Here is a 14,112-nt window from a genome sequence, read left to right as displayed (position 1 = left end):
ATCGCGAAATAGCTAGCTTATCAAATTTCATTAACAAAATTACCATTATCATTTCGTAAATTTTGATATAATTTATAAATGTAATATTCTATTAACTATAATAATTTATTTAAACGCATAAATACCTGTTTTTTTTCCATTCCTTCCGATAACTCAATTAATGGGATACCAACTTTTTTAAACACTAATATTTTGACTTGCATTCTTTCATCAGCATTTCCTGATAAATCGTGACCTGATCCGTTATATTCTATGGCGCAGCGGGGAAACCCACGATGATCAATCAACAAAAAATCAACACGTTTACTGTTATAAGAACGAAAAGCTAAATCCCGAGCAGTTTCGTCATTATTATCGGATCCTTGCGTTGTAATAAACGCCCCCATTGAAACCTCGAAAGATACATACCAATTGGGATGGTACTGCTTAATCCATTCATTTAAATAATAGAAATATTGAACAGCCTCGCGATTAATAGGTTTTTTGACTTTCAATGCACAATTTTGAAGAATTCTCATTTGATTTTGATAATCACTAAGATTTTGTTCTGAGATCTGTTGATCATTAAGGGATAATTTTTTCCTGTAATTTTCAAGATTTTTTAAACGCTTGGTTTCTTTACGTTCTAAATAAAGAATTTTTTGAGATAATTGAGCTATATATTGTTTATCTCGTTTTGATTTTTTTCGATAAAAAACGTGGCCACAATAAATGCCCAACAAAATGCCAAAAACAAAACAACCAACAAATGTTTCCATCAGTTCCTTCAATATAATCAATATAAAAGTCCATTGAATAAGAATATTCAATGGACCCTACAATTACTTACAATCTCAGAAAAATTATTTATCGATCAATCTTTAACGCAGCAAGGAAAGCAGATTGTGGAATCTCAACCTTACCAAATTGACGCATCCGTTTTTTACCTTCTTTTTGCTTTTCCAACAATTTTCGCTTACGTGAAATATCACCACCATAACATTTTGCTGTAACATCCTTAGACAAGGCACCAATGGTTTCACGAGCAATCACACGACCACCAATTGCTGCTTGAATAGCAATTTTAAAAAGTTGACGAGGAATAAGATCTTTTAACTTGGCACAAATAGCCCTTCCCCTACTCTCTGCTACAGAGCGGTGGGCAACAAATGCCAGTGCATCGACAGGTTCTTGATTGACCAAAATACTGATACGAACCAAATCGCTTTCCTCGTACCCGTCCATTTGATATTCAAAGCTGGCATATCCACGGGTTGCTGATTTCAAACGATCATAAAAATCAAAAACAACCTCGTTCAGTGGCAAACGATAAATCGCCATGGCACGCGTTCCAACATACGTTAAATCAATTTGCTGACCACGTCGCTCTGTGCATAATCCTAATACAGCCCCTAAATATTCATCAGGCACCATGATTGATGCTTTGATCCATGGTTCTTCAATTCGATCGATATAGGTTGCATCAGGCATATCAGCAGGATTATGCAAATCCTCAACTGAGCCATCATTTTTAAAAAGATGATACACAACTGAAGGGGCTGTCGCGATCAGATTAAGATCGAATTCACGACTTAATCGTTCTTGGATAATTTCCAAGTGCAATAGACCTAGGAACCCGCATCTAAATCCAAATCCTAAGGCTGCTGAAGTTTCAGGTTCATAGTGAAATGATGCATCGTTGAGTTGTAACTTACCTAAACTTTCACGTAGCTTTTCAAAATCGTCTGCATCCATGGGATATAACCCACACCAGACGACAGGAACAGATGGTTTAAACCCTTCCAAAGCTTTGGCTGCAGGTTTCTTATCATCGGTGATGGTATCCCCAACATGACAATCAGCAACAGTCTTGATCGCTGCATTGATAAAGCCCATTTCCCCAGCACCCAAAGAGTCAACTTCACGCATATGGGGGGTAAAAACACCGACTTGTTCAACGTTATAAGTACTGCCATTAAACATCATGCGGATGCGCATGCCTTTTTTAATACGCCCCTCTTTAACGCGCACCAAAATAATCACACCTAAATAAGTATCGTACCAACTATCGACCAGCAACGCTTGTAATGGGGCATCAACATCACCTTTAGGTGGGGGCAAGCGTTTAACCAATGCATCCAAAACAGCTTCTATATTCAATCCTGTTTTAGCAGATACGCCAATTGCATCATCGGCAGGAATACCAATAATTTCTTCAATTTGATTTTTTGTGCCTTCTACGTCAGCGGCAGGCAGATCAACCTTGTTTAATACGGGTACAATTTCATGATGTGCATCAATTGCCTGATAGACATTGGCCAAGGTTTGTGCTTCAACCCCTTGGGAAGCATCCACCACCAATAATGAGCCTTCACACGCTGCCAACGAACGGCTGACTTCATAAGCAAAGTCAACATGGCCTGGAGTGTCCATCAAATTTAAAACATAAACTTTACCGTCTTCTGCCTTGTAATGTAACCGAACGGTCTGCGCCTTAATCGTGATTCCACGTTCACGTTCGATATCCATATTATCCAGTACTTGTGCTTGCATTTCCCGTTGCGTCAATGCACCACAAGCCTGAATTAAACGGTCAGCAAGTGTTGATTTTCCATGATCAATATGGGCAATAATCGAAAAATTACGAATAAGTTCCAAAGGCGTGTCTGTCATATGGTGCACCAATAAGGCAAAAGTGAATATTTCAAATTAGAAAGCTGTTATTAAAGCATAGTTCTATACGTTTTTTTAAAAAAATTCTATGATCCTTTTACTTTTTTTAATGGATAGGTCGCAACAATCGCCCCCCCCACTATTAAAACGACTGCAATACATAATCCAATCGTTGCAGGGGCCTTGCCTGCCAAAACCAACCAAAGAGTAGAAAGTAATGGCGCCAAATAAGACAGTGATCCCATCAAAGAGAGATTGGCATTTTTTGTTGCATAATCCCATGCTAAAAAAGCTATTCCCATTGGGCCACATCCTAGATATAACAATATCAACATTTCTGTCGAAGATTTAGGTATTATGGTTGGTTCAAATACAAAATGAATGCTCATGGCCACCAAAGATATGCCACCGCAAACCCCAATTAACATACCCGTAGGAACAGATGCGTATCTACGATTAACAATCGAATAAATTGTCCAAACAATGGCACATAAAACACCCAAGCCATACCCCACTAAAACCATGGGTGTAATAATAGAACCTTGATCGGCGGGCATTAAACAAATCGTCCCCCCTAAGCCCATCAAAGCCCCCAATAAATAAGCAATATGAAATTGTTTTTTACTGAGGAAAGCAATGCAAACAACCAACATGGTTGGCCATAAATATGAAAGCAACGTCACTTTTGCTGGTGGGGCAAAAGCCAATCCAACAAAATAAAATAAATGAAAAAAGAAAATCCCACAAAAAGCGGTAATCCAAGCAGAAAAAGGCTGAATCATTTCACCCAATCGCCCAGTTAGCGCCAAAATGATACTGCCAACAACAAAAGATTCCCCAAATCCAAACCACATTAATTGAAATCGAGGGATATCAGAAGCAAAAGTTGTCATAACAGCCAAGCTGGACCATAACAAAATAGTTAATAATCCAAAACAAGTAGCGATTAAAAATTTTGAATTTCCCCTTGGGGAAAATTGCTGTGCAGACATTGTTTTTCGAACCAAATAAAAAATTAGAATCATTCATTACAATGAATTAAAACAAAAGCATAAATAAAAAAAGCCCATGCAAATTATACATGGGCTTGGGCATAACAAATCAGATTTTACCTTAATGTTCCGCCTGTTAATCGTGCAACTTCTTTAATAATTTTTTGAGAAACTGCTTCGATCTCTTCGTCTTTTAAGCTGCGATCTTGGGGTTGTAATGTCACTTGAATGGCAACAGATTTATAACCCTCGGTAACTTTATCACCAACATAAACATCAAATAATTCTACGTTACTTAATAATTGACGTTCTGCTTGTCTGGCTGCACTTAAAACTTTACCAACCTCAACATCAGACTTTACAACAAATGCAAAGTCACGTTTTAAAGGCTGGAATGGCGATAAGAAAGGTGTTTTCTTCTTTTGTGCCTTTTTAAGCATCACGCTATCGATCAAGATTTCAAAGATCATAGGGGCTTGATCAAATCCAAATTCTTTAACCAATGAAGGATGCAATTCCCCAAAATAGGCCAAGATATTTTTTGGTCCCAAGCTAAGCCGTCCTGAACGCCCAGGATGATAATATATTGGTGTTTCTGTGGTAATTTGCAAAGACTCTACCGCAACACCTAATCCATCCAGAACGCTGTAAACGTCCGTTTTAACATCCCAGAGAGTCACTTCTGGTGCTTTGCCACTTACTTGACGGGGTAAATAACCATACCTCACCCCAGCAGCCACCGTTTTTTCACCATCTTTTGTAAAAATGGGCCCGACCTCAAAAAACGCCACATTCCCCAAACCACGGGCGATATTACGTTGTGCAGTGGGTAATAAAGAGGCAAGCGGGGTTGGGCGTAATTGATCCATATCACTGGAAATTGGATTTAATAATCGTAGATCCTCAGGTGCATCGCCTAGGCGTGCGGCAATTTCATGATCAACAAATGAAAAACCAACCGTTTCAATTAATCCTCTAGCAGCCAGTAATCGCGCACATAGTAAGGAACGTGTTTGATCAGGCGTTATCGCAGCTTGTGGCACGGCCTGATGCATTGGCAGAGAAACCGCTGGAACATGATCCAATCCTTCAATACGTAAAACCTCTTCAATTAAGTCAACCTCCCCTTCCAACGCTTGGGCGGTCTGTAGCAGTTGAGACCCTTGATTGGCTTCAATACTGGAGTGTTGTGCCATTTTCATTGGCATAACAATATCATTACGCCACGAAGGTACCTCAACTGTGACCTGTTGATCGTTATGATCCTTAATTTCAAACCCTAACGCTGTCAGGATTTGAATAACCCGTTGTGGTGCTACGGCTAATCCACCAAAGCTTTCCAAACGCTTATACTGCAAGGTTGCCTGACGTTGCCATTGAGGCTCTGCCCCCGAGACAACAACATCACTGGCTTTCCCACCACACAAATCCAAAATCATTTGTGTCGCGGCTTCCATTGCATCGGGCAACATGGCTTGATCAACACCACGCTCAAACCGTTGACGAGCATCGCTGGTAATAAAATGACGACGGCCGCTTAGTGCGACATTGACGGGATTAAACAAAGCACATTCTACAAAAACATTGATTGTTTCTTCAGTTACACCAGTATGTTCACCGCCCATCAATCCACCCAAAGATTGCACACCGACTTGATCTGCAATAACGCAATCTTTGTCATTGACTTGATATTCTTTACCATCAAGGGCCACGAATGTTTCACCATGGCCAGGACAAATGGTTAATGTTTTTCCTGTAATTTTATCAATATCGAACACATGTAATGGCCGACCCAGATCAAAGGTAAAATAATTGGTAATATCGACCAATAGGGAAATAGGACGCACCCCAACTGCGCGCAATCTGGCCTGTAACCATTCAGGGCTTGGACCGTTTTTAACATTACGAATGGTTCTGCCCAATATATATGGGCATGCTTGGGTAAATTGATTATTCCATTCAATATCTGAGGGAAAAGAACCTTCAACCTTTTTGGGCTTCCATGGCTTTAATGTCCCCATACCCGCAGCAGCTAAATCCCTGGCAATATTACGAATTGACAGTGCATCCCCCCGATTAGGAGTAATGGCAATTTCAACTACAGGGTCGTTTAACTGTGCATAATCCACATAAGCTGTACCAACTGGGGCGTCATCAGGCAATTCCATAATACCAGATTGTTCCCCACCCAGGCCCAATTCCTCAGTCGAGCACATCATCCCATTGCTTATCTCGCCACGAATTTTTCCCGCTTTAAGGGTGATATCACTGCCAGGTACGTAAGTGCCAACAGGGGCAAAAATCGTAACCAAACCTGCACGCGCATTTGGTGCACCACACACAACCTGCATATTTTCAAAGCCTGCACCCGCATCAACCTGACACACTTGCAAGCGATCCGCATTGGGATGTTGGGATGCTGATAAAATACGGGCAATACGAAATGCACCCAAAGTTTTAAAAGGATCTTCAAGACTTTCAACCTCAAGACCGATCGCATTTAAAGCACTGCAAATTTCGTCAACAGATTTATCCGTATCCAAATGATCACGTAACCACGATAATGTAAATTTCATGATCTATATCCCTTCATGCAAAGCAACAGATCTGAACGCAGAAAATCCATAGTGGCGTAACCAACGTACGTCCCCTTCGTAAAAAGCACGCAAGTCAGAAATCCCATATTTTAACATTGTCAAACGTTCGATACCCATACCAAAGGCAAATGCTTGCCATTCCTTGGGATTAACCCCGCAATTTGCCAAAACACGAGAATGCATCATTCCGCAACCCAAAATCTCTAACCAATCGGAACCACCGCCCAATTCTCCTGTCTTGCGGTTCCATCCAATGTCAATTTCCATTGATGGTTCTGTAAAAGGGAAATAAGAAGAACGAAAACGCACAGGCAAATGGGGAATACCAAAAAAAGACCGCAAGAAATCAACCAAACATCCCTTAAGATGACCCAGAGTAATTCCTTTTTCCACCACCATACCTTCACACTGATGAAACATTGGTGAATGGGTTGCATCGTGATCCGCACGATAGGTACGACCTGGCGCAATAATGCGGATGGGTGGTTCTTGATCCAATAAAGTACGAATTTGTACGGTGGACGTTTGCGTTCTTAACAAATGCTGTTGTCCATCGGGGTTTTTTGATGGCAAATAAAATGTATCATGATCCGCACGTGCAGGATGATTTTCGTCAATATTTAATGCAGAGAAATTAAACCAATCGGTATCAACATTGGGACCTTCGGCCATTTTGAAACCCATTGCCCCAAAAATCGCAATAATCTCTTCGATTGTACGACGCAATGGATGTAATATACCCGTTGTTACGGATACAGGCATAGTGATATCAATAGCCTCTGCACTTAATTTTTCATTTAAGGCAACTTCTTCCAAAACAACTTTTCGTGTTTCAATGGCCTGGGTTAATTCATCACGTAATCGATTTAAGATACCCCCCCGTTCTTTTCGAAGTTCTGGAGGGCATTTTCCCAATTCTTTTAGTTTTTGTGTCAATGGTGCTGATTTACCCAATGTAGCCACACGCACTGCGTCCCATGCACGAAGATCTTGTGCCTGATCCAATGCTAAAAGCGTTTCTTGCTTTATATTCTCTAGATCTTTGTCCATCTAAACCCTCAATATACAAAAAGGGCTGCCCATACAGACAGCCCTCTTCCTATTCATTTTCATGAACAGATAAATCTCGTCAAGATTTAAGCAAGAGCTGCTTGCACCTTTTTGACGATTTCTGCAAAAGTTGCTGCATCATCATAAGCAATAGCAGCTAATACTTTACGATCTAATTCAATGCCTGCTTTGTTCAAACCATTGATAAAACGGCTGTAAGTCAGACCATGTTCACGAACGGCTGCATTAATACGTTGAATCCATAATGCACGAAAGTCGCGTTTTTTAACGCGGCGATCACGATATGCATATTGTAAAGATTTTTCTAGACGTTCCAACGCAATACGGTAATTGGTTGAAGAACGACCGCGAAACCCTTTGGATTGTTCTAATACTTTTTTATGACGAGCGTGTGTTGTAACGCCGCGTTTTACTCTTGCCATGGTATTTAATGCTCCTTAACGTGGCAGGCCGTATGGGGCCCATTGTTTAACCGTACGACCATCTTGTGGTTCCAATGTTTGTGAACCGCGATTGGTGCGTTTTGCTTTTTGAGTACGGTTAATCAAACCATGGCGCTTATTGCCAGGACCAGCCAGGACTTTACCCGTAGCCGTAATTTTAAAGCGTTTTTTGACCGATGATTTGGTCTTCATCTTGGGCATTTGTCACTCCTTTGAATACAAGGTTCCACATCCCATTATGGGAGAACGTCACAAGAGGGGCATGCCCTAATTATCCAGCCCGACCCGTAAACGTAGTGTGTTTATATAACCACTATTTATTTCAAGCTCAAGGAAAATCTATCTTTTCTTAAAATAAACTTTCAAAACCATTTAATACGGTTTGAATAAGTCACAACCCTTATAAATTTGAAAATCTTTCCTTCATTGTTGGATTATTACGCGTCAGCTTTTTAATCGTTACGTCTTGCGCTTTGTCATTGGCAAGTCGTAACTGCCTGTCGGTTCCAAGCAAGGAGTCTTTGACTTTGTTTAAATGTAATATCGATTTATCAATTTCTTCAATGGTTGTTGCGAAGTGTTTCGAAGCAATTTCGTAATTTCGTGCAAACGCGCTTTTAAAAGTTTCCAACTCTTCTTCAAAATTTGAAATATCGATATTTTGTGTTTTCATCAACGCCAATTCATTTTTATAATCAAGAGATTTTAATGCAGCGTTCCTTAAAAGCGTAATAAGCGGAATAAAAAACTGAGGTCTAATTACATACATTTTCGGATAACGATAAGACACATCAACAATGCCCGTATTATAATAATCATTTTCTGGTTCTAATAAAGATACCAAAACCGCATATTCGCAATGCTTTTCTGTTCTATCTTTATCAAGCTCCTTGAAAAAATCTTCGTTCTTTTTCTTAGTTGCTGTTTGATCATTCTCGTTTTTCATTTCAAACATAATGGAAACAATTTCTGTTCCGTTATCATCGATATCTCGAAATATATAATCCCCTTTACTGCCTGTTCGAATATCGTTGTCTTTTTCAAAATATGCTTTTGGAAAAGCTGTCACACGGATACGATTGAATTCAATTTCGCAATGTTGTTCCAAAGTTTCACCAACCATTTTTGTAGATAACCGTGCCTTCATATCACGCAACCGTTCAATAACCTCATCACGATCTTGAAGTTGTCTTTCATAGTTACTTTTCAGATTGTCTTCAGAAATTTTCTTTTCTAATTCGCTTTTTTCTAGGCTGCTCTTTAATTTTTCAAGCTCTTTCTCTGCCATACTGACAGCGTCTTTTATTGCAAGTTTTGTCGCAATTTCACTAACATTTAACGCCTGTTTTAATTCCTGAATTTCCTTGTCTTTTTGGGATGCAATATTTTGCACTTGCTGTGAAAGCCTAACTTCAGCCATTTTGGCTGCTGATTCTTGTTCCTTTTGTAATTGTTCGAATTTATTTTTAAATCCATCACGTTCTTTTTCAAGATTACTGACAGCTTCTTTTACGGCAACTACTTGCTTTTCTTTTGTACCTTCAAGTCTAGCCTTTAGATCTTGTATCTGCATATCTCTATCAGCAACGTTTTTTTGCAATTCCTGAGCAACCTTGGAACATGCCAGTTCAATGGCAATTTCTTTTTCTTTGTTGGCGATTTCTATGCGTTCATTTAATTGTTTATCAAAGTCCTTATCCCGTACTTGTTTTAAAATATCTGCATATCCAGCCTCGTCAATTTTAAAAGCTTTCTTGCAACTGGGGCAAATAATTTCATTCATCTTAAAATAAACCCATAATAAATAATCGTTGTGGAACTATAGTTTATAATCAATAACCAATCTTATAATAATATAACCATATTATATTAAATAATTTTGATTTAGAAATATTTATCTACAATAAATAACAAGCAATAGTAAAAATAAGCAGACGCTATTATATTGATATTAAGAAAGCAGCTAATTATAGACATTCATAACATATAAATAACGTTGTAACTATTTATTTGAATTAAAAGTGGACTTTTCAAAAATTACCGTTAAATAATCGTCTACACATTCTTTTAAAATTTAAATTAGTTATCATGCCCGTTTCAGACATTACCCCAACCCAACCAATACCCAATCAAGTTAATTTAAAAACCGAACGCGCTGGTATGATTTATATCATTCTGGCAGGCTGCTTGTGGGGATTGGGGGGCGTTATTGGGCAGTATCTTTTACAAGATAAGGGGATCAGTGCATCTTGGCTTATTGGTATTAGGATGTGGCTGCCAGGGAGTATACTACTGGCATTATGTTATCGTAAACGAAAAAAAGCAATCTTCTTACCTTGGAAGAATAAAAGCGAATCTTTTCGCTTAATTATTTTTGCCGTTTTTGGCATGATGGCCTCGCAACTTAGCTATTTTTTAGCTATTCAATATTCAAATGCCGCCACAGCAACCATTTTACAATATTTATACCCAGTCGTAATTGCAATTATTCTATCTGTGTATTTGAAAAAAAGACCGTCTATCTATCTAATTATTTCTATTGTACTGGCCTTGACTGGTGCTTTTTGCTTGGTAACTGATGGCTCTATTTCTGCAATTACGTTGCCTTTAAAAGCCATTATCTTTGGTGGTATTTGTATTATCGCCTCTGTGACCTATACACTTTATCCCATACCATTATTACAAAAATACAATACTGCCACCATTGCTGGATGGGGTATGTTGGTTGGAGGGATTGTTCTAAATTTTTTCCACCCTTTTTGGAAAGTCACTGGAACAATAGATATGCTTGCCTTACTGGGATTATTATTTGTAATTTTTGGTGCTGGTATGGCAGCTTTCTTACTTTATCTGGTTGGGGTCAAGCTTATTGGAAGCACCAAAGGCAGTGTACTAGCAACAGTTGAACCATTATCAGCAGCATTATTTTCTGTTGTTCTATTAAATGTAAAATTTTCGGTCACTGATTGGATTGGAACAGCGTGTATTATCGCCATGATTGTTGTTTTGGCCAAAAGCAAAGTCTAATTATTTGTTAGAAAATTAATATAAAATAGCATTATTACTGCTGATAATATTTGCACTGATAACCAATGGATCAACCTTTCAATTGGTCATCAGTAAAGATATTAATTTTCATTCTCAGTGTGACTACAATTATAAAATTGATCTTTTAATGTTCAAATTTTAACAATGATTAATAAAAATTGCCTGCTAAGTCTTAATAACTATAAAAATGAATAATTTAAAAGTAATAGTACTAATATGCACTAGCTTGATTTAGTTGAGATAAATCTTGATCCGACAATTTGATATATAATGATTTAATCAAACTTTTTAACTGGTTATTAGTTGTTGCACTAACAATTGGAGCAGTCACTTCTTTTTGTGCAATTAGCCATGCCAACGCAATTTCAGCCTGTTTTGCATTATGTTCTTTTGCAATACAATCCAGTGCGGTTAGAATACGCATGCCACGTTCATTAATATATTCGGCCACTTTTTCCCCTCTTGGGAATTGCTGCACATCTTTTATATCGCGATATTTACCACTTAGAAAACCAGAAGCCAGACTATAATAAGTAATAACACCAATTTGATGATCTAAAACCAATTGACGTAGCGGTTCATCAAACCGTTGACGATCATATAAATTATATTCTGGTTGTAAAGTTTGATAGGCTGGCAATTGATGTTGTTTAGCAATCTGTAGAGATTCTGATAATTGATGTGCAGTTAGATTTGAAGCACCAATAGCCCTGATTTTTCCCTCTTTTAAAAGCTGGTCATATGCCGATAATGTTTCCTCGTATCCAACGTTAGGATCTGGCCAATGAGATTGATACAAATCAATAACATCAGTCTGCAAGCGGCGTAAAGAACGCTCTACTGACTGAATGATCCAACGCTTAGAAAGTCCTTTATGATCACCCCCCATATCTGCACCAACTTTGGTAAAGATAAATAAACGATCGCGTTTGAAGGGGTTGGCCTTTAACCACTTCCCTATAATGGTTTCAGATTCCCCACCTTGATTTCCCGGTGCCCAACGAGAATAAACATCAGCAGTATCAATTGCATTTAACCCAAGATCAACAAGCGCATCAAGAATTTCAAAGCTTTGTTGCTCGTTTAGTGTCCATCCAAAAACATTCCCTCCAAATACTAAAGGAACAATTTCAAATCCCGTTTTTCCTAATTGCTTCTTTAACATTAATTTCCTCGTTTATCTTATTTTAATAAATCCACAATATATATGATCATAGATTGAAAAACAAACGAAACAAAAAATAATTTATTAATAATATATTAATAAATTACTAAAATAATGTAGTATTTACCGAAAAATTATCGTATATCTGCAAATATTACTGTGACAAAAATTATTTTTTATTAGTGTATATCAAAGATGTTTCAAACATATGTATTTAAAATCTGAAATTATTTGTATTAATCTCTTTTTATAAACTATAATTTATTTCTCTATCTGATTTTTCTAATACTAAACATGTTAAAAATTTAGAAATAAATTAAAAGAATTACCCCTTTAATCTTATGTAACTACATGAAATAAGTATGGAAAAATAACAGCACAGCGGATATATTAACACTATGTATAAGAAAATATCTCTCTTTATCGTTTCATGTCTGATTGTTGTTGGATCTGCACTTTATTACAGACACCAATTACAACTTGAAAATCGTGCCTATACCGCTTTGCAATCTGGTTATATGAATCTTAAAGATGGAAAGAAACTTCAAGCAATTGGGGATTTTAGTTTTCTAGCTGACTATTACAGTAATAAACACAATCTTACAGTCAAACAAATTGTTGCAGAAGCACTATTAAAAAAAGCAGATCTTTTGGTTGAATTAAGAGACCCCGATGGAGCAATTTTGTCCTTAGAACAACTTAGCAATTTGTATTTAAATAGTAAGGATAAAAAATTACAATATGATAGTGCTCAGGCTCTGTTCAAAGAAGGCAGCTTATTACTACAACAAAAACAATACGAACAAGCTATGATTATATTTTCTCATCTTGTTTCAGTATTTGGGCAAGACGAGAATTTACAAATAAAACGCTGGGTTGCGCAAGCAATGTATGCTGAAACTGAAATATTAACCCATTGGGGTAAGGCAGACGTCGCCCGTAATATACATTCCAGTATCATTGGACAATTCATTAAAGAAAAAGATCATACAATAAAACTAGTTGTTGCAAAATCCATCATGCAAAAAACAGTTGATCATTTACAAAATCGCGAATGGGGCAAAGCGCTGTATAACAGTAATACGTTTATTCGCTTGTTTGATAAAGACCCATCCCCCGATATTACTGACTATTTGGCACACAATTTATTGTACCGTGCAGAAATTTTACATAGAGTGACCGATATACCTGATGATGAAAAAGAATTATTTGGTAACGATCCCCAATCAGCAGCCTTAACAACTTATGATGAGTTACTGGCCAAAATTAAAGATAAAGAAAACGACGAATATCCACGTTATCGTGCTACTGCGTTGCTTGGGAAAGCACAAATTCTTCAGCAGCATCAAAACTATGAAGAATCATTAAAAATTTGTAATGATATTATTAAACAATTTGATAAAAATGATTATCAAAAGATTGTAGATGTTGTTGCTAAAACCTTTTTAACCAAAGCTCAAATTTTAGCCAACTTAAAACAAGATAAACAAGCCATTACTGTTTATGACTCTATTTTAAAAACCTATCATTATAGCGAAGATCACCCCACGATTAACACCGTTTTAATCTCTTCCTACTTAGAAGAAAGTCAGCTTTTACAAAAGCTTAATTATAAAGACGAGGCTTTAAAACTGCTAACTTCTGCTATTGACATTTTTCAGGGTACCAAGAATGAACGTTTATTTTATCAAGTCAGTAAAGCCTTCTTGGATCTAGCAGAATTACAAAGCGATATGAAACAGTATGAACAATCAGTAAATACATATACAGCTTTAATTGCGGCTGCCCATCACAAAGCCTATCCCCTTACACGATATAACGGGGCCCTCGCTATTATGAAAAAAGCTGAATTATTAATAAAACTTAAAAAAGGTGCAGCGATTGGTCAAACCTACGATCAACTTTTGACTTTTTATAAAAACGATCAAGATTTGAAAGTCAGACAGGTAGTTGCACAGGGAATGTATGATCATGCCAAAGGGTTATTTGAACACAATCGGGGCTATACTGCTATTGGTATTATCAATCAAATTTTCAAACTGTTTGAAAAAAACAAAACTGACCCTACGATCAACCAAATCCTGCAAAAAACAGATGCATTAAAAAAACAACTTGGTTCAACGATCGTTTGGTAGAAAATAAAA

General features: G+C 37.4%; 11 protein-coding genes. 2 read left to right on the top strand and 9 right to left on the bottom strand.

The genetic code is table 11. The features are described 5' to 3' along the window. Positions 1-95 precede the first annotated feature (95 nt). The 8 genes from QJV27_RS00965 to QJV27_RS00930 form a co-directional block, all read right to left on the bottom strand. A complete protein-coding gene (locus QJV27_RS00965) occupies positions 96-758 on the bottom strand; it encodes a DUF2726 domain-containing protein (protein WP_281447123.1) in 663 nt (220 codons plus the stop codon). Positions 759-846: 88 nt separating this feature from the next. Then, positions 847-2,652, bottom strand: a complete 1,806-nt coding sequence (gene lepA, locus QJV27_RS00960; RefSeq protein ID WP_281447122.1) for a translation elongation factor 4 — start codon at positions 2,650-2,652, stop codon at positions 847-849. A gap of 86 nt (positions 2,653-2,738) precedes the next feature. Further along, a complete protein-coding gene (locus QJV27_RS00955) occupies positions 2,739-3,644 on the bottom strand; it encodes a DMT family transporter (protein ID WP_281447121.1) in 906 nt (301 codons plus the stop codon). A gap of 116 nt (positions 3,645-3,760) precedes the next feature. Then, on the bottom strand, positions 3,761-6,220 hold the full coding sequence (gene pheT, locus QJV27_RS00950; protein ID WP_281447120.1) for a phenylalanine--tRNA ligase subunit beta: 2,460 nt from the start codon (positions 6,218-6,220) through the stop codon (positions 3,761-3,763). A gap of 3 nt (positions 6,221-6,223) precedes the next feature. Further along, positions 6,224-7,291 (bottom strand): phenylalanine--tRNA ligase subunit alpha, encoded by a 1,068-nt coding sequence (pheS, locus tag QJV27_RS00945; protein WP_281447119.1) that lies wholly within the window; start codon positions 7,289-7,291, stop codon positions 6,224-6,226. An 86-nt stretch (positions 7,292-7,377) separates the two neighbouring features. Further along, the gene (rplT, locus tag QJV27_RS00940; RefSeq protein WP_281447118.1) at positions 7,378-7,734 is read right to left on the bottom strand and encodes a 50S ribosomal protein L20; all 357 of its coding nucleotides are present in this window, start codon (positions 7,732-7,734) and stop codon (positions 7,378-7,380) included. Positions 7,735-7,749: 15 nt separating this feature from the next. Then, positions 7,750-7,956: a 50S ribosomal protein L35 gene (gene rpmI, locus QJV27_RS00935; protein ID WP_281447117.1), complete on the bottom strand. Its 207-nt coding sequence runs from the start codon at positions 7,954-7,956 to the stop codon at positions 7,750-7,752. 199 nt (positions 7,957-8,155) lie between these two features. Beyond that, positions 8,156-9,538, bottom strand: a complete 1,383-nt coding sequence (locus QJV27_RS00930; RefSeq protein ID WP_281447116.1) for a DUF2130 domain-containing protein — start codon at positions 9,536-9,538, stop codon at positions 8,156-8,158. Positions 9,539-9,843: 305 nt separating this feature from the next. On the opposite strand from QJV27_RS00930, the gene QJV27_RS00925 reads away from it, so the two are divergent. Further along, on the top strand, positions 9,844-10,782 hold the full coding sequence (locus QJV27_RS00925; RefSeq protein ID WP_281447115.1) for a DMT family transporter: 939 nt from the start codon (positions 9,844-9,846) through the stop codon (positions 10,780-10,782). Positions 10,783-11,014: 232 nt separating this feature from the next. Here QJV27_RS00925 and QJV27_RS00920 read toward each other — a convergent pair whose 3' ends face one another. After that, positions 11,015-11,968 (bottom strand): aldo/keto reductase, encoded by a 954-nt coding sequence (locus tag QJV27_RS00920; RefSeq protein WP_281447114.1) that lies wholly within the window; start codon positions 11,966-11,968, stop codon positions 11,015-11,017. A 398-nt stretch (positions 11,969-12,366) separates the two neighbouring features. Between QJV27_RS00920 and QJV27_RS00915 the strand changes: the two genes are divergently transcribed. Beyond that, positions 12,367-14,103 carry a tetratricopeptide repeat protein gene (locus tag QJV27_RS00915; protein WP_281447113.1) on the top strand — a complete coding sequence of 579 codons (1,737 nt, stop codon included), beginning with the start codon at positions 12,367-12,369 and terminating at the stop codon, positions 14,101-14,103. Positions 14,104-14,112: the final 9 nt, after the last annotated feature.

It is taken from the genome of Commensalibacter oyaizuii (genome assembly GCF_029953265.1).
Lineage (GTDB): Bacteria > Pseudomonadota > Alphaproteobacteria > Acetobacterales > Acetobacteraceae > Commensalibacter > Commensalibacter oyaizuii.
The sequence above is the reverse complement of the archived record's forward strand: the minus strand, read 5'-3'. Positions and strand labels throughout refer to the sequence as shown.

Coding starts and splice junctions, on each gene's coding strand:
- QJV27_RS00965 (WP_281447123.1), bottom strand. CDS start 758: ATGGAAACATTTGTTGGTTGTTTTGTTTTTGGCATTTTGTTGGGCATT.
- lepA (WP_281447122.1), bottom strand. CDS start 2,652: ATGACAGACACGCCTTTGGAACTTATTCGTAATTTTTCGATTATTGCC.
- QJV27_RS00955 (WP_281447121.1), bottom strand. CDS start 3,644: ATGTCTGCACAGCAATTTTCCCCAAGGGGAAATTCAAAATTTTTAATC.
- pheT (WP_281447120.1), bottom strand. CDS start 6,220: ATGAAATTTACATTATCGTGGTTACGTGATCATTTGGATACGGATAAA.
- pheS (WP_281447119.1), bottom strand. CDS start 7,291: ATGGACAAAGATCTAGAGAATATAAAGCAAGAAACGCTTTTAGCATTG.
- rplT (WP_281447118.1), bottom strand. CDS start 7,734: ATGGCAAGAGTAAAACGCGGCGTTACAACACACGCTCGTCATAAAAAA.
- rpmI (WP_281447117.1), bottom strand. CDS start 7,956: ATGCCCAAGATGAAGACCAAATCATCGGTCAAAAAACGCTTTAAAATT.
- QJV27_RS00930 (WP_281447116.1), bottom strand. CDS start 9,538: ATGAATGAAATTATTTGCCCCAGTTGCAAGAAAGCTTTTAAAATTGAC.
- QJV27_RS00925 (WP_281447115.1), top strand. CDS start 9,844: ATGCCCGTTTCAGACATTACCCCAACCCAACCAATACCCAATCAAGTT.
- QJV27_RS00920 (WP_281447114.1), bottom strand. CDS start 11,968: ATGTTAAAGAAGCAATTAGGAAAAACGGGATTTGAAATTGTTCCTTTA.
- QJV27_RS00915 (WP_281447113.1), top strand. CDS start 12,367: ATGTATAAGAAAATATCTCTCTTTATCGTTTCATGTCTGATTGTTGTT.